This window comes from Candidatus Accumulibacter phosphatis (assembly GCF_000024165.1).
Lineage (GTDB): Bacteria > Pseudomonadota > Gammaproteobacteria > Burkholderiales > Rhodocyclaceae > Accumulibacter > Accumulibacter phosphatis.
This window is the reverse complement of sequence record NC_013194.1, coordinates 2,919,522-2,938,030: the sequence shown is the minus strand read 5'-3', so window position 1 is coordinate 2,938,030 and position 18,509 is coordinate 2,919,522. Positions and strand designations below refer to the sequence as shown.

The following is an 18,509-nucleotide window of genomic DNA, read 5'->3' as shown; positions in this document are numbered from 1 at the left end:
TTGGTGAGAATGTGAAACTGCGGCAGCATTCTACTCCCGGATCTCCCTCAGTCGCCTGCGTCGAGCGCCATCAGCCCGGCATTGCCCCCGGCTGCCGTGGTGTCGACCGAGAGCGTGCGCTCGCTGGCGAAACGATACAGATAGTGCGGCCCGCCGGCCTTCGGACCGGTACCGGAAAGCCCCTCGCCGCCGAAAGGCTGGACGCCGACGACGGCGCCGATGACGTTGCGGTTGACGTAGGTATTGCCGACGTGCAGGCGGCTGGTGATGCGCCTGATCGTTTCGTCGATGCGGCTGTGGATGCCGAGCGTCAGGCCGTAGCCGGTGTTGGCGATGGTGTCGCATACCTGATCGAGATCCTCCGCCCGCCAGCGAATGATGTGCAGGATGGGCCCGAAGACTTCGCGTTCGAGTCGCGACAGGCTGTCGATCTCGTAGGCACGCGGCGCGAAGAAGGTGCCGTGCGCGGTCGCCTGCTCGTCGAGCGAACAGGTGTGGATAGACGTCGCAAAGCTGTCGAGCCAGCGGGAGTGCGCTGCCAGGATGCCGCGCGCGGCCTCGTCGATGACCGGGCCGACATCGGTGGCGATCTCGCTCGGGGTGCCGACGCGCAGCTCCTGCATCGCTCCGGCGAGCATCTCCTCGACCTTGTCGGCGATGTCGGACTGGATGAAGAGCACGCGCAGCGCCGAGCAGCGTTGTCCGGCCGAATTGAACGCCGAGGCCACGACATCGCGGACGATCTGTTCGGGCAGCGCCGACGAATCGGCGATCAGCGCGTTCTGCCCGCCGGTTTCGGCGATCAGCGGCACGATCGGGCCATCCTTGTCAGCCAGGCTGCGCGCGATGATGCGGGCGACCTCGGTCGATCCGGTGAAAGCGACGCCAGCACACTCGCGGGCGGCGACCATCGCCGCGCCGATGCGGCCGTCGCCGGGCAGAAAGGCCAGCGCAGCGGCGGGGATGCCGGCCATGTGCAGCAGGTCGACCGCCAGCGCGGCGACCAGGGGCGTTTGCTCGGCCGGCTTGGCGACCACACAGTTGCCGGCGGCCAGCGCCGCGGCGATCTGGCCGACGAAGATGGCCAGCGGAAAATTCCATGGGCTGATGCAGACGAAGACCCCGCGGCCGTGCAGCGACAGACTGTTGCGCTCGCCGGTGGGACCAGGCAGGAGGATCGGCTCGGAGAATTTCTCACGCGCCTGTGCGGCGTAGTAACGACAGAAATCGATGGCTTCGCGCACCTCGGAGACGGCGTCGGCCTGCGTCCGGCCACCTTCGCGGACGATCAGCGCGACCAGTTCCGGCAAGCGCCCCTGCATGCGCTCGGCGGCGCTGTCCAGCGCGGCCGCTCGCTCACTTGCGGGGGTGCCTTCCCAGGCCGGGAAGGCCGCCTGCGCGGTGGCCATGGCGTCGCCGACGTCGGCGATGCTGGCCTCGATCACCTGACCGACGACTTCGCGCTGATCGGCGGGCGACAGCACCGGCTTGCCGGCGCCGCCGCGCGGCTTGCCGCCGATCAACGGTGCGGCGACGTAACTGACGCGGGCGCTCTCCATGATGGCGCTGCGCAGGTCTTCGAGAATAGGTTTGTCGTTCATGTCCAGTCCTTCGCTGTTGGCGCGTTCGGCACCGAAGAGGTCGCGCGGCAGGGGAATGCGCGCCTGACGTTTGCTGGCCAGCGCGGCTGCTCTTTCAACGGGGTCGGCGATCAGCGCGGCGATCGGCAGCGTGGCGTCGGCAATGCGATTGACGAACGACGAGTTGGCGCCGTTCTCGAGTAGTCGGCGCACCAGGTAGCTGAGCAGATCTTCGTGACTGCCGACAGGTGCGTAGACGCGGCAGGCGCGGCCCCACTTGTTCTCGCCGACGATCTGGTCGTACAGCTCTTCGCCCATTCCGTGCAGCCGTTGGTACTCCCATTCGTCGCTGCCGCCGGCGCTGACGGCGATCTCGGCAACGGCGGCCAGCGTGTGCGCGTTGTGCGTGGCGAACGCCGGGTAGAAAGCCGCCGGGTCGGCGAAGAGGCGTCTGGCGCAGGCCAGGTACGAGACGTCGCTCGACACCTTGCGCGTAAACACGGGGTAGTCGGAGAGTCCGCGCTCCTGCGCCATCTTGATTTCGGCGTCCCAATAGGCGCCTTTGCACAGGCGGACCATAAGTCGCCGGTTGGCGCGGTGCGCCAGGTCGGCGAGCCAGTCGATGACCGGCAGCGCGCGTTTTTGGTAGGCCTGGACGGCGAGCCCGAGGCCGTTCCAGCCGGCAAGTTCGGGGTCGATGGCCAGCGCCTCGATCAGGTCGAGCGATAGTTCCAGCCGATCGGCTTCCTCGGCGTCGATCGTGAAGCCGACGTTGCGCGCCTTGGCGCGCAGCGCCAGCGCCTTCACCGCCGGCAGCAGTTCGTGGCGAACGCGCGCCTCGTTGGCGACTTCATAGCGTGGGTGCAGCGCCGAGAGCTTGATCGAGATCGACGGCGCGTCGAAAGCTGGCCGGCCGGTCGCTGCCTTGCCGATGGCGGCGATGGCCTTGCTGTAGGACTCGAAATAGCGCAGCGCGTCGGCACCGGTGCGGGCCGATTCGCCGAGCATGTCGTAGGAGTGGCGGTAGCCGGCCTCCTCGGCGCTGCGCGCACGCTCGAGCGCCTCGTGGATGTCGCGTCCCATCACGAACTGCTTGCCGAGGATGCGCATCGCGGTGGTTACCGCCTGGCGGATGACCGGTTCACCGGCGCGCGCGACCAGGCGCTTGAAGGTGCCGCGCAGGTTGCGGTCGTCGTTGTCGAGATTGACGATGCGGCCAGTGAGCATCAGCGCCCAGGTGCCGGCGTTGACGAAGGTGCTGTGCGAGGCGCCGAGGCGCTTTTCCCACTCGGTGCTGCCGATCTTGTCGCGAATCAGGCGATCGACGGTCTCCGCGTCCGGAATGCGCAGCAACGCTTCGGCGAGGCACATCAGGACAACACCTTCGCGTGACGAGAGGTCGTAGGTGACTAGGAAGGCGTCGATGCCGCCGGTATTCAGGCGGCTGTCACGCACCGTCTGTACCAGCGGAGTGGCGCGTTGCTGGACTCCCTCCTGTTCGGCATGGCTGAAGCGGGCCAGATCGATCAGGTCATCGACGACCGCGGCTTCGTCGATTCGGTGATAATCCCGCAGACGTTGGCGTAAGGCATGGGTATTGGCGACGTTCATGCTGCCTTCCAATCCGAATGGGCGTCGACACGGGGTGTCGCGCAGGGTACTTGAAATGTTCGTCCGCTGGCGGACAGGACTTCGCGGTCGTGGGCACACCGGGCGACGCCTGCCGCCCGGTGTGCCCGGCGACTACTTCTTCACGTAGTCGTACTTGCCGTCCTTCCACTGGTACACAACGAAGGCGGGAGCCGAGCTGTTGCCATTGGCGTCGAACGAGATCTTGCCGATGACGGTGTCGAAGGTGCCGCTGCGCAGCGCTTTTTCGAGGTCGCCGTACTTCGTGCTCTTGGCCTTGACGGCGGCCTGATCGAAGAGCTGGAAGGCGGCATAGGCGTAGAGGACGTAGCCTTCCGGCTCGATCTTGGCATCGTGGAACTTCTTCACCACCGCGGCGGCGCTCGGGTTCTTGCGGGCGTCCGGGCCGAAGGTGAACAGCACGTTGTTGGCCTGCGCGCCGGCGGCGGTCGCCAGTTCGGAGTTGGACATCGTGTCGCCGCCCATGATCGTGAGCTTCAGCCCGGCCTGCTGCGCCTGGCGCAGGATCAGCGCGACTTCCGTGTGGTAGCCGCCGAAGGCCATCACTTCGACGCGGGCCGACTTGAGCTTGCTGACCAGGCCGGAGTAATCCTTCTCACCGGCGGTGATCGACTCGCGCAGCGCCGGCTTGGCGCCCTTGGCCTCCATCGCCTTGGCGACTTCGTCGGCGAGACCCTTGCCGTAAGCGCTCTTGTCGTCGACGACGGCAATCTTCTTGCCCTTGAAGTTCTCGGCGAGGTAGGCGCCGGCCACTTGTCCCTGCTGGTCGTCACGACCGGCGATGGCGAAAATGTTCTTCAGGCCGCGGTCGGTGACCTTCGGGTTGGTCGACACGGTGACCATCGGGATCTGCGCCTCGTTGTACACGTCGGACGCCGGGATCGTCGATGACGAACACCAGTGGCCGTGCATGAACACGATCTTCTTGTTCACCATCGTGTTGGCAACCGCGACGGCCTGCTTCGGATCGCAGGCGTCGTCACCGATTTCGAGTTTCAACTTCTGGCCGAGCACGCCACCCTTGGCGTTGATGTCGGTGATGGCCATCTCGGCGCCCTTCTTGATCTGGTCGCCCGCCGAGGCGTACTGGCCGGTCATCGGTCCGGCGATGGCCACGGGATGATCGGCCCAGGCGTTGGCTGCGGCCAGGGCGAGCAGGCTGAAGCCGGCTGCCAGGATACGTTTGCTCATTTGTTTCCTCCTTTGCTACGGTGGTCGTTAAGGTAACTGACAAGTGACGCACCCGCATCGAGCACGTGTGCCCGAGTGAGTTCTGCCGCCGCGTCGGGGTCCCGGCGGACAAACGCACCGAGGATCTCGGTATGTTCGTGCTGGGTCTTGGGCATTTCGGTGGTAACGGACAGGAGCGCCCGCACATAGCGCTCGACCTTGTTGTAGAGGGAGCGGATTTCGGCGAGCAGGATCGGTCGTCCCGCCGCTGCGTAGAGCGTCGAATGGAACAGCCAGTTCAACTCGCCCCAGCGACCGGCGTCGGTGGCCTGTCCGAAGGCGTCGAGATGCTGGCGTGCCACTTCGATCGTCTGCTCGCTGATCAGCGGTACGGACAGGCGCGCCGCGCGGGCCTCGAGCATCGCCCGAATCTCCATGTACTCGTCGATCTCGTCCGCCGAAAGCGAGGCGACGACGGCGCCCCGGTTGCGCAGAAAGGTCACCAGGCCTTTTGCCTCGAGGTGCTTGAGCGCTTCGCGAACCGGGATCTTGCTGACATGGAAATGGCCAGCGATCTCGTCCTGCCGGAGCACTTCCCCGGCCGGCAGGAGGCCGTCGACGATCGCCTTCTTGAGCGTCTGTGCGACATGATCCGACGCGCTGAGGCGTGGCACCTTCTGGGCGGAGATCAGTTCAAGGGCCGAGGGCATCGTCAATGGCAGATCCGAATATCGTATACGATATATGTTGCAGGCCGCGACCATACAGACAGATTCCGCTCGTGGCAAGCTGCAGTGCAGCAATCTGCCCCGGCAAGGGACGTAGGGGCGTAGGCGTAGCCTGGATGGAGTGCAACGGAATCCAGGGAAGGATGGCCTCGCGCACCGCCTTGCTCCCCGGATTCCGTTGCACTCCATCCGGGCTACGGTCTCTGTTTTCGAGGGTCGACGAGCTTGGCATCGCGGCGATTGCCCTGACGACATTCGCGGGGTGGCCGGGCGGCCTCGGCGCTTCCTGTAGAATCCCGACCCCATGAATACACAGAGCAGCAGGGCGTGCCCCGGGGTCCCCAGGAATCTCTTCTCGTACCGCAAGTACTGGGCCAATCGCTTCGGCATCGCGCCGTTTCTGCCGATGTCGCGTGCCGAAATGGATGAACTGGGCTGGGACTCCTGCGACATCATCCTGGTCACCGGCGACGCCTACATCGATCACCCGAGCTTCGGCATGGCGCTGGTCGGGCGACTGCTCGAGGCACAGGGTTTTCGCGTCGGCATCATCAGCCAGCCTGACTGGCTGTCGGCGAAGGACTTCCGGACGCTCGGCAGGCCGAACCTGTTCTTCGGCGTCACCGCCGGCAACATGGATTCGATGGTGAATCGCTACACGGCCGATCGCAAGCCGCGTTCCGACGATGCCTACACACCCAACGGCGAGCCGAACAAACGACCCGATCGTGCCGTCGTCGTCTACGCGCAGCGCTGCCGGGAGGCTTTTCCCGGCGCCAATGTGGTGATCGGTTCGATCGAAGCCAGCCTGCGGCGGATTGCGCATTATGACTACTGGTCGGACAAGGTTCGCCGCTCGGTGTTGCCCGATTCGAAAGCCGATCTCCTGATCTTCGGCAGTGCCGAGCGGGCCGTCGTCGAGCTCGCGCACCGTCTTGCCGCCGGCGAAAGGATCGCCGACATCCGCGACCTGCGCGGGACGGCGTTCATGGTCGCGCGCGGCTGGCTGCCCGACAGCGGCTGGGCCGAAATCGATTCTTCCGCGGTCGATACGCCCGGGCCGCTGGTCCGCCACCCGGATCCCTATGCGATGACCGCCGAGATTGGCAAGGAGGCGGCCTGTGGTGCGCCGCCGGCGAGCCCGCAGGCGCGGCAGGGCGAGGCGCGAGCGCAGGTGATTCGCGTCGAGTTCCAGTCGCATCAACGGATGCCCAGGCTGGACCGGGCGCGCACGGCGATTCGCCTGCCTGCCTACGAGCAGGTTGCCGCCGACCCCGTGCTCTATGCGCACGCTTCGCGCACCTTCCACATCGAGTCCAACCCCGGCAATGCGCGGGCGCTGATCCAGGCGCACGGCGAGCGCGACGTCTGGCTCAACCCGCCGCCGATCCCGCTCAGCACGCCGGAAATGGACGGCGTCTTCGCCGCGCCCTTCCAGCGCCGGCCGCATCCATCGTACGGCGAAGCGAAGATTCCGGCCTTCGAGATGATCCGCTTCTCGGTCAACATCATGCGCGGCTGCTTCGGCGGCTGCACTTTCTGCTCGATCACCGAGCACGAGGGGCGAATCATCCAGAGCCGCTCCGAGCAGTCGATCCTGCACGAGATCGAGGAAATCCGCGACAAGACGCCGGGCTTCACCGGCGTCATTTCGGATCTCGGTGGCCCGACGGCCAACATGTATCGCCTGGCGTGCAAGGACCCAACGATCGAGTCCTCGTGCCGGCGCCTGTCGTGCGTCTTCCCGGGCATCTGCGAGAACCTGAATACCGACCATACGCCGTTGGTCCAGCTCTACCGCAAGGCGCGGGCACTGCCGGGGGTGAAGAAGGTGCTGATCAGTTCGGGCCTGCGCTACGACCTGGCAGTGCGCGATCCCCAGTATGTCAAGGAGTTGGTCACCCATCACGTCGGTGGCTACCTCAAGATCGCTCCCGAGCATACCGAGGACGGGCCACTGGCGCACATGATGAAACCCGGCATGGGTTCCTACGACCAGTTCAAGGCGATGTTCGAGAAGTTCTCGAAAGAAGCGGGCAAGGAACAATACCTGATCCCGTACTTCATCGCCGCGCATCCCGGAACGACCGACGAGGACATGCTCAATCTGGCGCTGTGGCTCAAGCGCAACGGTTTTCGTCTCGATCAGGTGCAGACGTTTCTGCCGACGCCGATGGCGATTGCCACGGCGATGTATCACACGCGCAGGAATCCGCTGAAGAAGGTCGGCCGCGCTTCCGAGACGGTCGAGACCGTCCGCACGGGCCGGCAGCGCCGCCTGCACAAGGCTTTCCTGCGTTATCACGACCCCAACAACTGGCCGCTGCTGCGGGAAGCGCTCAGGCAGATGGGACGGGCCGATCTCATCGGCAGCGGCAAGAAGCAACTGATTCCCGCGTTTCAGCCACCGGGGACCGGGCTTGCCGCACGCGTGGCGCGCGATCCGCAAGCGCAGCGGCGTCCGACAGCGAGCGCAGCGACCCGGATGCCGAGGTCAGCGGCCGCCACGCGGAAGCGCTGACCGTTCGCGAGGGTCGCTGGCCGCAAGCGCATGCGCGGGCTCAGCCGGCGACCGGTGGCAATTGGTAGTGAACGGCAAGCCAGACCGTTACCGGATCGTCGCTGGTCCAGTCCACGCGGTGCCGACGATGCGGTGCGATGTCGACGTAGTCGCCGGCCTTCAGGTGGCGGGCTTGCGGCTCATCCGCGAAACGCAGGCCGGCTTCTCCCTGGACGAGCAGCACCCATTCGCCCTGCGGCTGGTCGTACCAGAAGCCCGGCGGACTGGCCTGACCCGTGGAGACGATACGTTCGATCCGGAGACCCGGCTGAGCCAGCAATTGCCGGAACTCCTCCTCGGGCGCGCTGGACGGCGGCAGTCTGGCGAACAGGTTATCCATCGGGCGGAATCATAACCCGGGCAGGCTGCGTGCGTGACCCAGCCGGGTGTGCTGAGGCGGCCGGCAGTGCCTCCGCCGGATACCCCTCAGGCTTGTCGGGCTTTCTACGCCTTTGGTATCACGGCCGGCGTTCGGCCGGCCGTCCGCCGACGGTCAGGGCTGCAGTTCGCGCGGCAGGGCGAAGGTCACGTTTTCCTCGGCGCCATCAAGTTGGGCGACTTGCCTGCTGTCGCCGCCCGACAGGCGATTAGCCACGTTTTCGACCAGGATCTCCGGTGCCGAGGCGCCGGCAGTGACGCCAACGCGGGTCGCGCCTGCAATCCAGGCCGGGTCGATCTCCTCGGCCCGATCGACGAGGTAGGCGCGGGCGCCGATCAGCTCGGCGACTTCGCGCAGCCGGTTCGAGTTGGAGCTTGACTGGCTGCCGACGACGAGCACGACATCGCTGTGCCTGGCCAGTTCCTTGACCGCGTCCTGGCGGTTCTGGGTGGCGTAGCAGATGTCATCCTTCTTTGGGCCGATGATTTGAGGAAACCTCTCCTTCAAGGCCGCGACCACCTGCGCCGCGTCGTCCACCGACAGCGTGGTCTGGGTGACGTAGGCTAACCGGGCAGGGGACCTGACGATGAGGTGCCTGGCGTCGGCAACGGTCTCGACGAGATACATGCCCTCGGCGCTCTGACCCATGGTTCCCTCGACTTCCGGATGCCCCCTGTGGCCGATCATCACGATCTCGCGGCCGTCCTTGCGCATTCGGGCGACTTCGACGTGCACCTTGGTGACCAGCGGGCAGGTAGCGTCAAAGACCTTCAGGCCGCGCGCGGTCGCCTCGTCTTGCACGTTCTTGGAGACGCCGTGGGCGCTGAAGATCACGGTGCTGCCGGCAGGCACCTCGGCAAGTTCGCTGACGAAGATGGCGCCCTTGGCGCGCAGATTGTCGCAGACGAACTGGTTGTGCACGACCTCGTGGCGCACGTAGATCGGTGCGCCCTGTGTTTCGATGGCACGCTCGACGATGGCGATGGCCCGTTCGACGCCGGCGCAGAAGCCGCGCGGGTTGGCGAGAAGTATTTGCATGGGCTGGCCTTCACATGATGGCGATGACTTCGACCTCGAAGCGGACCGGCTTGCCGGCAAGCGGATGGTTGAAGTCGAAGAGGGCACTGGTCTCGCTGAGCTCGCGCAGGAAGCCGGCGAAGCCGCCGGTGCTGCCGGGTGAGCTGAACTCGATCAGCGAGTTGACCTCGAGGTCGATTTCCGGAGGCAGGGCGCTACGCGCGATGCGTTCGACGAGCCGTGGGTTGTGCGGGCCAAAGGCCTTGTCCGCGGCCAGTTCGAAGACATGGCGTTCGCCGGTCGCCAGTCCGATGAGGCAGCCTTCGAGTGTTTCGGCGAGTTGACCGCTGCCCATCTGCAGGGTCGCCGGGGACAGGTCGAAGGTGCTGACATGCTCGGTACCATCGAGGTCGGCAAGGCGGTAGTGCAAGGTCAGGTAGCTGTCGGCGGCGACCGTCGCGGGGTTGCCGGTGGGGGCAGGCGTCATGCGCTTCTCCGTACCGCAATGAACCGGGGGCCGGGGCGGTGGCGGCTCACGACTGTTCCCCCGCGCCAGGGCGACCGAGATCGTGCCGGGCAGGTCTGGCGGCGAACTGGTCCCAGGCCATCAACACGGCGCCTATGCAGATCGCCGAGTCGGCCACGTTGAAGGCCGGCCAGTAGAAGCCGGCGGCATGCCATTGAATGAAGTCGACCACGGCGCCGAAGCGCAGGCGGTCGATGACGTTGCCAAGCGCGCCGCCGAGGATCAGTGTCAGCGCCAGCGAAAGTCGGAACTCCGCACTGTGCCGGGGCAGGATACTGACGATCCACGCCGCGACGCCGAGTGCCAGGATGGTGAAGAACCAGCGCTGCCAGCCGCCGGCGTCGGACAGGAAGCTGAACGCGGCGCCGGGGTTGAAGGTCAGCACCCAGTTGAAGAAGGGAGCGACGTAGATCGTCTCGCCAGGTTGCATCGAGGCAAGCACCAGCCACTTGCTCAGCTGGTCGAGAACGATGACGATGCCGGCCAGCCAGAGCCAGCGGTCGACCTTACGCGAAGGCACGCGTTTCACCCTCCCCGTAGAGGTTGCTGATACAGCGCTGGCAGAGGCCGGGATGGTCGGGGTGTGCGCCGATGTCGTCGCGTACGTGCCAGCAGCGCTCGCACTTGGCGTGCGGCAGCGCGGCGCAGAACAGTTGCTCGTGGGCGTCATCGACGAGCACCGTCCGCGAGCAGATGAGGACAAAGCGCAGGTCGTCAGCGAGCGACGCCAGGATGCGGTGCTTCTCGCCGCCGCAATGCAGGCGAACCTCGGCCTGCAGCGACGAGCCGATCTGGCCGGCGATGCGGAGATCCTCGAGTGCTCGCATGACCTCCGCACGATAGCCGCGAATCTTGCGCCATTTGTCGAGTAGATCGCCTTCACCGGCCGGCTCCGGTAGCGGCTGCCAGGTCTGCAACATGATCGACTCTCCGCTGTCGTCACTCTGCAGTTGCCAGATCTCCTCGGCGGTGAAGCAGAGAATCGGCGCCATCAACTTGATGAAGCATTGCAGGATGTGCCAAAGCGCGCTCTGCGCCGAGCGGCGTGCGGTGGAAGCGGCCGCTGTGGTGTACAGCCGGTCCTTGAGGATGTCGAGGTAGAAGCCGCCGAGATCCTCGGAACAGAAGGTCTGCAGCGACTGGACGACGCGGTGGAACTCGAACCTGTCGTAGTCGGCTTCGCATTGCGCCTGCAGTTGCCGTGTCATGGCCAGTGCATAACGGTCGATTTCCAGCCAGTGCTCGACTTCGAGCATGTCGCGCGTCGCGTCGAAGTCGGCCGTGTTGGCAAGCAGGAAGCGCAGCGTATTGCGGATCCGGCGGTAGGCTTCGACGACGCGCTTGAGAATCTCGTCGGAGATCGACAACTCGCCCGAGTAGTCGGTAGCCGCCACCCACAGACGGAGAATATCGGCGCCGAGCGTGTCGGCAATCTTCTGCGGGGCAATCACGTTGCCCTTGGACTTCGACATCTTCAGGCCCTTGCCGTCGACCACGAAGCCGTGCGTCAGCAGTGCCTTGTATGGGGCACGGCCGTCCATGGCGCAGCCGATCAACAGGGAGCTCTGGAACCAGCCGCGATGCTGGTCCGAACCTTCGAGATAGAGATCGGCCGGATACGCCAGTTCGTCGCGGTGCGAGCCGCGCAGGACGCTTGCGTGTGTGGCGCCCGAGTCGAACCAGACGTCGAGCGTGTCGCTCATCTTGCGGTAGTGCTCGGCATCGGCGCCGAGTAGTTCGCTCGCCTCGAGGGCGAACCAGGCTTCGATGCCGGCCACTTCGACGCGCTTGGCGACGGCCTCGATCAGCTCCGGGGTGCGCGGATGCAGGGCCGCGGTTTCGCGATGCAGGAAGAAGGGGAGTGGAACTCCCCAGTTGCGCTGGCGCGAGACGCACCAGTCGGGGCGAGTCCTGATCATCGCTTCGAGGCGCGCACGGCCCCAGGTCGGGAAGAACTGCGTTTCGTCTACCGCCCGTTCGGCGCACCAGCGCAAGCTGGGTGCCTCGTCATTGGTGGGTGTCGGCACGTCGTCTGGCGAGGTCGCACGCTGCTCCATGCCGACGAACCACTGCGTCGTGGCGCGAAAGATGATCGGCGTCTTGTGCCGCCAGCAATGCGGGTAGCTGTGCTGGATCTTCTCGGTGTTGAGCAGGTGGCCGCTCGCCGCGAGTTCCTCGACGACCAGCGGGTTGGCGTCCCAGACGCTTCGTCCGGCGAGTTCGCCGACGGTCAGCGCCGGCGTCCCGGTGACGAAAGTGCCGTCGTCGCCGACCGGGTTGTTGACCGGCAGACCGTAGATCTTGCCGATCAGGTAGTCGTCGGTGCCATGCGCCGGCGCCGTGTGCACCAGTCCCGTTCCCGCCTCGAGCGTTACATGGCGGCCGCAGATGATCGCCACATCGCGCGCTTGAAAGGGATGCTTGAGCAGGACATGTTCGAGCGCGCCACCTTTCGCCGAACCGAGTACCCGACCCGTCAGTGCGTAACGCTGCAGGCACGCTTCGGTCAACTCGCGAACGAGGATCAGCGCGCCTTTCGCGGTGTCGACCAGGTCGTAGTCGAAGTCGGGATGGGCACTGACCGCCTCGTTGGCCGGCAAGGTCCAGGGGGTAGTGGTCCAGATCACGGCGAAGGCCGGGCCGCGCAGGTGCGTCAGGCCGAACGCCCTGGCCAGCTTGTCGGCGTGATTGGGATGCACCTCGAAGGCGACGTCGATGGCCACCGAACTCTTGTCTTCGTACTCGACCTCGGCTTCGGCGAGTGCCGAACGGCAATCGAGGCACCAGTTGACGGGTTTGAGGCCCTGGTAGAGGTAGCCTTTGTCCAGAATCCTGCCCAGCGTGCGGATTTCGTTGGCCTCCGTCCGGAAATCCATCGTCAGGTAGGGCCGTCCCCAGTCACCGAGGACACCGAGGCGGATGAAGTCCTTCTTCTGACGCTCGATCTGCTCGGCGGCGAAAGCGCGGCACAGCTCACGCACACGGTCGGCGGGGACGTGCTTGCCGTGCCGCTTCTCGATCTGGTGTTCGATCGGCAGGCCGTGACAATCCCACCCCGGGACGTAGGGCGCGTCGAAACCGGCCAGCGTCTTCGAACGAACGATGATGTCCTTGAGGATTTTGTTGACCGCGTGGCCGATGTGAATGTCGCCATTGGCGTAGGGCGGACCGTCGTGGAGAACGAAACGCGGGCGGCCTTGCGAGGCCGCGCGGATACTCTCGTAGACGTTGCTCTCCTGCCAGGCGGCAACCCAGCGCGGTTCGCGTCTGGCGAGGTCTCCGCGCATGGGAAATGGCGTGTCAGTCAGATTGAGGGTTTTCTTGTAGTCGGCCATGGCGGTTCTCACAACTGGAAGTAGGCTTTCGCCGCTTCGACGTCGCTGGCGATCTGCGCTTTCAGGGCGTTGAAGTCGGGAAACTTCACTTCGTCGCGCAGCTTGTGCAGGAAGCGGACGTTCAGATGGGCGCCATAAATGTCGGCAGAGAAATCGAACAGGTGCACCTCGAGCAGTGGGCGCACAACCTGATTGGCGCTCGGGCGGTAGCCGAGGTTGGCGGCGCCGCGGTGCGGTCCACCGGGCAGTCCCTTGACTTCGACCGCGAACACTCCTTGCAGCGGTGGGCGCTCGTGCTTGATGCGGATGTTGGCCGTCGCGAACCCCAGTTGACGGCCGATCTTGTCGCCGTGCACGACGCGGCCGTCGATCGAGTAAGGCCGGCCGAGCAGGCGGGCGGCGTGTTCGAGCCGGCCTTCCTGGAGTGCGTCACGAACCGCCGAGCTTGAAGCACGCTCGCCGTTGAGCGTCACGCTCTCCATGGCTTCGACCTGAAAGCCAAGGTGGGCACCGGCCTCGCGCAGCAGGGCGAAGTTGCCGGCGCGTCGGGCACCGAAACGAAAGTCGTCGCCGACGATCAGATGGCGTACGCGCAGGGCACCGACCAGCACACGTTCGATGAATTCCTCCGGGGCGAAGGCCGCGAAGCGGGCGTTGAAGTGGCAGACGTATGCCAGATCGACTCCGTCGTCAGCGATCAGTTCCAGCTTTTCACGCAACGTGGAGAGGCGCGATGGCGGCGAATGCGGAGCGAAGAATTCGCGCGGGTGCGGCTCGAACGTGAGGACTGCGGCCGGCAGGCCGGCCTTGGCTGCAGCGGCCGTCAGGCGCGCGAGCAACGCCCGATGGCCGAGATGTACGCCATCGAAGTTGCCTATGGTGAGTACTGTGGCACTGGGCGCTGTCTGTGCAAAACCGCGATAGACGAGCATCGGAGGGTAGAGGGGACGGACAAAACATGCGATTATAACCGGCTTTGTGCGGTGCCGACCGGTGTCGCGCGCGTCCCGACCTTCTGCCGAGGCTGCGGGCGTGTTCAGATGGCGCCGCGGACAACACCTTCCCTGCGCTTGCTGTGCCGTCTGGCTCAGCAGGGACCAGTCGGCATCTTGCGTTTTCCCTGTATGCTCCAGCGATGAACATCGACAATTGCTACCATTGCGGTCAGGCGGTACCGAACGGCGTCGATCTCGCGGTGAGTATCGACGGCAAGCCACGTGCGATGTGCTGTGGCGGTTGTCAGGCGGTGGCGCAGGCGATCGTCGCGAATGGATTGGCGGAGTACTACCGAAATCGTGACGCTCTGCCGGACTCGCCGCGCGAGGCGCTTCCGGCGATTGTCGATCGCCTGCAACTGTACGATCACGCGGATTTCCAGAAGAGCTTCGTGCGTCTCGTCGGGGAGGGTGGCAGCGAGCGCGAGGCGGCATTGATCCTCGAAGGGATCACCTGTTCCGCCTGCATCTGGCTCAACGAGCAGCATCTGTCGCAACTCGCCGGGGTCACTGCGGTGGACATCAACTATGCGACGCGGCGTGCCCGCGTGCGCTGGGACGAGCGGCGCATCAAGCTGTCCGACATCCTGGCGGCGATCGCTGCGATCGGCTATCGCGCCTACCCGTACGATGCGGCACGCAGCGAGGCTCTGGCGCGCCGGGAGCGGCGGAGCGCGCTCTGGCGGGTTTTTGTCGCCGGCTTCGGCATGATGCAGGTGATGATGTACGCGGTGCCGGTGTATCTGGCGGGCGCCGGCGAAATGACGCCGGAGGTCGAGCAGTTGATGCGCTGGGCGAGCCTGGCGCTGACGCTGCCGGTAATCTTCTATTCGGCGGCGCCGTTCTTCGGCAATGCGTGGCGCGACTTGCGGCTGCGCCGTGTCGGCATGGATGTGCCGGTTGCTCTGGGAATCGGCGCCGCCTTTGCGGCCAGCGTGTGGGCGACCCTTGTCGGCGGTGGCGAGGTCTATTTCGATTCGGTGACGATGTTCGTTTTCTTCCTGCTCAGCGGCCGCTTCCTGGAAATGACGGCGCGCCAACGCGCCGTCAGCGTCACCGAAGCGTTGGCCCGATTGATGCCGGCAGTTGCCGAGCGCGTGCCTGCGTATCCGGCCAGCCGCGAGATCGAGCAGGTCATGGCCGCCGACCTGCGCCGTGGCGACGTCGTTGTGGTGCGGCCCGGCGAGACTATCCCGGCCGACGGAGAGGTGCTTGAGGGGGAGAGCTGCACCAACGAGGCCCTGCTGACCGGCGAGAGCGCGCCGGTCAGCAAGCGCCCGGGAGCGGCGGTTACCGGCGGCTCCGTCAACATCGAAAGTCCATTGCTGGTCCAGGTCGTGCAGGTTGGCGAGGGAACGCGACTGTCGGCGATCGTCCGCCTCATGGAGCGTGCGGCGGGCGAGAAGCCGCGGATCGTCGAACTCGCTGACCGGATCGCCGGCCGCTTCATCATTGCTCTTCTGATCCTGGCGGCGGCGGTGGCCGTTAGCTGGTCGTTCATCGATCCCGGGCAGGCGCTCTGGATCACGGTGTCGGTTCTGGTCGTCACCTGCCCCTGCGCCTTGTCACTGGCGACGCCGGTGGCACTCACCGTGGCCAGCGGGGCGATGGCGAAGGCCGGCCTGCTGGTGACGCGTAGCCATGCGGTCGAGACGCTGGCACGCGCCACTCACTTCGTTTTCGACAAGACCGGTACGCTTACCAGCGGCCGTATGCAGTTGCTTGCCGTGCTGCCGCTCGGCGCACTCGACCCGAACGAGAGTCTGGCACTGGCGGCCGCTCTCGAGCAGGCATCGGAGCATCCGATCGGTGCCGCCTTGCGGGACGCGGCCATCGGTGATGATCGACCGGCTGTCACCTCACTGATCAATGAGCCGGGCTGCGGAATAAGCGGGCTCCATGGTGGTCGTGGCGTTCGCCTTGGCCGACCCGACTATGTACAGGCCTTGCACGGAAAATCCTTGCCGGAAGCGGGACAGGCGATGCTTGCCGTTGGCGATACGGTGATCGCTCTTGGCGACGAGGCAGGCTGGGTCGCGCTGTTTCGCATCGGCGACGATCTGCGACCGGAGGCAGCCGTGATGGTCGCCGCGCTGCAGGCGTCCGGCCAGCAGGTGACCTTGCTCACCGGTGACGCGGCGCCGGCTGCCCGTCGCGTCGCGCTGGCGCTGGGGATAGATGAGGTGCAGGCGGAGGCGTCACCACAGGCCAAGCGCGATTACGTGCGCCGCCTGCAGGCGAGCGGCGCCGTCGTGGCGATGGTCGGCGATGGCGTGAACGATGCGCCGGTGCTGGCACAGGCGCAGGTCTCGGTGGCCATGGGTGGGGGCTCGCAGTTGGCGCGCACGCAGGCCGATCTGGTTCTGCTCTCGGAGAACCTCGATCACCTGCGGCGCGGCGTTTTCGTCGCCCGTCGTGCCTTGCGTGTGCTCCGACAGAACCTGATGTGGTCCTTCGCCTACAATCTGGTAGCGCTGCCGCTGGCCATGAGTGGCTTCATCACACCGTGGATGGCCGGTATCGGCATGTCCGGGAGTTCCTTGCTGGTCGTCGCAAACTCGCTACGGCTGCAGAAAACGGAAGGGAACTGAGCGATGATGGAAACCCTTTACCTGCTGATTCCGATCTCGGTCGTTCTGGTCTTCCTGATCGGTATCGCGTTCTGGTGGTCGCTGCGCAATGGGCAGTTTGACGATCTCGAGGGGCCAGCCTATCGCATCCTGATGGACGACGACAGGTCACGCCCGGTATCGCCGGCCGACGACGCTCCGGACAAGTCACCGGACGCACAGGCAGAGCACGCCGGCGACGGATCTCCGGTCACGAATCGAAGCGGCTCTTGACTCAGGTCAAGAGTTTCTCCCTGAGCTCTGCGATAATTTCACGCAATGAATGCGCCGATGCCGCGGCATCCGCGCGCAGGTCTCGGCTCTGGTGAGGTGTTTCTCTGTTGGGGTTCGGGTGCGTTTCGACGCACCCGTTTTTTTGCGCGCAGTCAGGGTGCCGTCACCGCGGGCGAGCTTGATCTGTGTCAAATTGAGCCCTCGCGGGTTAGAATACCATCCTCAAAGTCAGTGGTCGCAGCAAGGGCATTCGGGGCGGTGAAAGCCGGTTTTTTGGTCAAGAAAGAGGTGAGTCCATGTCGGTAACTCAGTCAACATACAACTACAAGGTGGTGCGGCAGTTTGCCGTGATGACCGTAATCTGGGGGATTGTCGGAATGCTGGTTGGCGTGATCATCGCCGCCCAACTGGTCTGGCCAGAGCTGAATCTGGGCTGGCTGCATTTCGGGCGTTTGCGTCCCCTGCACACGAACGCGGTGATATTTGCCTTCGGTGGCAGCGCCTTGTTCGCCACCTCTTACTATGTAGTCCAACGGACCTGTCACACGCGGATCTTCTCCGATGGCCTGGCGGCCTTCACGTTCTGGGGCTGGCAACTGGTCATCATCCTGGCCGCCATCACCCTGCCGCTGGGTTTCACCTCGGGAAAGGAGTACGCCGAACTCGAGTGGCCGATCGACATCCTGATCACCGTGGTCTGGGTGGCCTACGCGGTCGTTTTTTTCGGCACCATCGCCAAGCGCAAGGTCAGTCACATCTACGTGGCGAATTGGTTCTACGGGGGGTTCATCCTTGCCGTTGCCTTGCTGCACGTCGTCAACAGCGCCGAGATTCCGGTTTCCTTGACCAAGTCCTACTCGGCCTATGCCGGCGTTCAGGACGCGATGGTTCAGTGGTGGTACGGCCACAACGCGGTCGGCTTCTTCCTCACCGCGGGCTTTCTCGGCATGATGTATTACTTCGTCCCGAAGCAGGCCGGGCGGCCAGTGTATTCGTACCGCCTGTCGGTCGTGCACTTCTGGGCGCTCATCTTCACCTACATGTGGGCCGGCCCGCACCATCTGCACTACACCGCGTTGCCCGACTGGACCCAGTCGGTGGGCATGCTGTTCTCGCTGATTCTCCTTGCTCCCTCGTGGGGCGGCATGATCAACGGTGTGATGACGCTCTCGGGCGCTTGGCACAAGCTGCGCGATGATCCGATCCTCAAGTTCCTGATCACGTCGCTGTCCTTTTACGGCATGTCGACCTTCGAAGGTCCGATGATGGCGATCAAGACGGTCAACGCCTTGTCCCACTACACGGACTGGACGGTCGGACACGTGCATTCGGGTGCCTTGGGCTGGGTGGCGATGGTTTCGATCGGTTCGATCTACTACCTGTTGCCGCGTCTGTTCGGCAAGCCGGAGATGTTCAGTGTCAAGTTGATCACGGTGCACTTCTGGGTGGCGACGATCGGCGTCGTTCTCTATATCGCCTCGATGTGGATTGCCGGTGTGATGCAGGGCCTGATGTGGCGCGCGGTCAATCTGGACGGTACGCTGACCTACAGTTTTGTCGAATCGGTGAAGGCTTCGTATCCGTTCTGGGCGATTCGTTTCCTCGGTGGCGTTCTCTTCCTGGTCGGCATGTTGATCATGGCCTACAACATGGTCAAGACGATTGCCGGCGGCCGTACGGTCGATGACGCGCTGGTGCTGCAACCTGCTGCACACCACGCCTGAGG

The 18,509-nt window shown here is 65.0% G+C and carries 13 protein-coding genes; 4 read left to right on the top strand and 9 right to left on the bottom strand.

Annotation, left to right across the window (positions count from 1 at the left end):
- Positions 1-47 precede the first annotated feature (47 nt).
- From putA to CAP2UW1_RS12700, 3 genes are all read right to left on the bottom strand, one after another.
- Positions 48-3,191: a bifunctional proline dehydrogenase/L-glutamate gamma-semialdehyde dehydrogenase PutA gene (gene putA, locus CAP2UW1_RS12710; RefSeq protein ID WP_015767020.1), complete on the bottom strand. Its 3,144-nt coding sequence runs from the start codon at positions 3,189-3,191 to the stop codon at positions 48-50.
- 132 nt (positions 3,192-3,323) lie between these two features.
- The gene (locus tag CAP2UW1_RS12705) at positions 3,324-4,421 is read right to left on the bottom strand and encodes a branched-chain amino acid ABC transporter substrate-binding protein (RefSeq protein WP_015767019.1); all 1,098 of its coding nucleotides are present in this window, start codon (positions 4,419-4,421) and stop codon (positions 3,324-3,326) included.
- Entirely contained in the window at positions 4,418-5,110 is a 693-nt protein-coding gene (locus tag CAP2UW1_RS12700) for a GntR family transcriptional regulator (RefSeq protein WP_015767018.1), read from the bottom strand. Before CAP2UW1_RS12700 ends, CAP2UW1_RS12705 begins: the two co-directional genes overlap by 4 nt.
- 322 nt (positions 5,111-5,432) lie before the next feature.
- Between CAP2UW1_RS12700 and CAP2UW1_RS12695 the strand changes: the two genes are divergently transcribed.
- Complete coding sequence (locus CAP2UW1_RS12695; protein WP_015767017.1) at positions 5,433-7,649, top strand: YgiQ family radical SAM protein; 2,217 nt, start codon at positions 5,433-5,435, stop codon at positions 7,647-7,649.
- A 40-nt stretch (positions 7,650-7,689) separates the two neighbouring features.
- On the opposite strand, the gene CAP2UW1_RS12690 is transcribed toward CAP2UW1_RS12695, so the two are convergent.
- The 6 genes from CAP2UW1_RS12690 to CAP2UW1_RS12665 form a co-directional block, all read right to left on the bottom strand.
- A complete protein-coding gene (locus CAP2UW1_RS12690) occupies positions 7,690-8,028 on the bottom strand; it encodes a cupin domain-containing protein (protein ID WP_015767016.1) in 339 nt (112 codons plus the stop codon).
- A gap of 153 nt (positions 8,029-8,181) precedes the next feature.
- Positions 8,182-9,105, bottom strand: a complete 924-nt coding sequence (gene ispH / locus CAP2UW1_RS12685; protein ID WP_015767015.1) for a 4-hydroxy-3-methylbut-2-enyl diphosphate reductase — start codon at positions 9,103-9,105, stop codon at positions 8,182-8,184.
- Between the two features lie 10 nt (positions 9,106-9,115).
- Positions 9,116-9,571, bottom strand: coding sequence for an FKBP-type peptidyl-prolyl cis-trans isomerase (locus CAP2UW1_RS12680; RefSeq protein ID WP_015767014.1), 456 nt, complete (start codon positions 9,569-9,571; stop codon positions 9,116-9,118).
- A gap of 46 nt (positions 9,572-9,617) precedes the next feature.
- The gene (gene lspA / locus CAP2UW1_RS12675) at positions 9,618-10,130 is read right to left on the bottom strand and encodes a signal peptidase II (RefSeq protein WP_015767013.1); all 513 of its coding nucleotides are present in this window, start codon (positions 10,128-10,130) and stop codon (positions 9,618-9,620) included.
- Positions 10,117-12,945: an isoleucine--tRNA ligase gene (gene ileS / locus CAP2UW1_RS12670; RefSeq protein ID WP_015767012.1), complete on the bottom strand. Its 2,829-nt coding sequence runs from the start codon at positions 12,943-12,945 to the stop codon at positions 10,117-10,119. Before ileS ends, lspA begins: the two co-directional genes overlap by 14 nt.
- Before the next feature lie 8 nt (positions 12,946-12,953).
- Positions 12,954-13,877, bottom strand: coding sequence for a bifunctional riboflavin kinase/FAD synthetase (locus CAP2UW1_RS12665; protein WP_015767011.1), 924 nt, complete (start codon positions 13,875-13,877; stop codon positions 12,954-12,956).
- Positions 13,878-14,080: 203 nt separating this feature from the next.
- On the opposite strand from CAP2UW1_RS12665, the gene CAP2UW1_RS12660 reads away from it, so the two are divergent.
- The 3 genes from CAP2UW1_RS12660 to ccoN all read left to right on the top strand — a co-directional run bounded on the left by CAP2UW1_RS12660 (position 14,081) and on the right by ccoN (position 18,507).
- Positions 14,081-16,531, top strand: a complete 2,451-nt coding sequence (locus CAP2UW1_RS12660; protein WP_015767010.1) for a heavy metal translocating P-type ATPase — start codon at positions 14,081-14,083, stop codon at positions 16,529-16,531.
- 6 nt (positions 16,532-16,537) lie between these two features.
- Positions 16,538-16,783, top strand: coding sequence for a cbb3-type cytochrome oxidase assembly protein CcoS (ccoS, locus tag CAP2UW1_RS12655; protein ID WP_049778669.1), 246 nt, complete (start codon positions 16,538-16,540; stop codon positions 16,781-16,783).
- A gap of 296 nt (positions 16,784-17,079) precedes the next feature.
- On the top strand, positions 17,080-18,507 hold the full coding sequence (gene ccoN, locus CAP2UW1_RS12650) for a cytochrome-c oxidase, cbb3-type subunit I (RefSeq protein WP_015767008.1): 1,428 nt from the start codon (positions 17,080-17,082) through the stop codon (positions 18,505-18,507).
- The last annotated feature ends 2 nt before the right edge of the window (positions 18,508-18,509 follow it).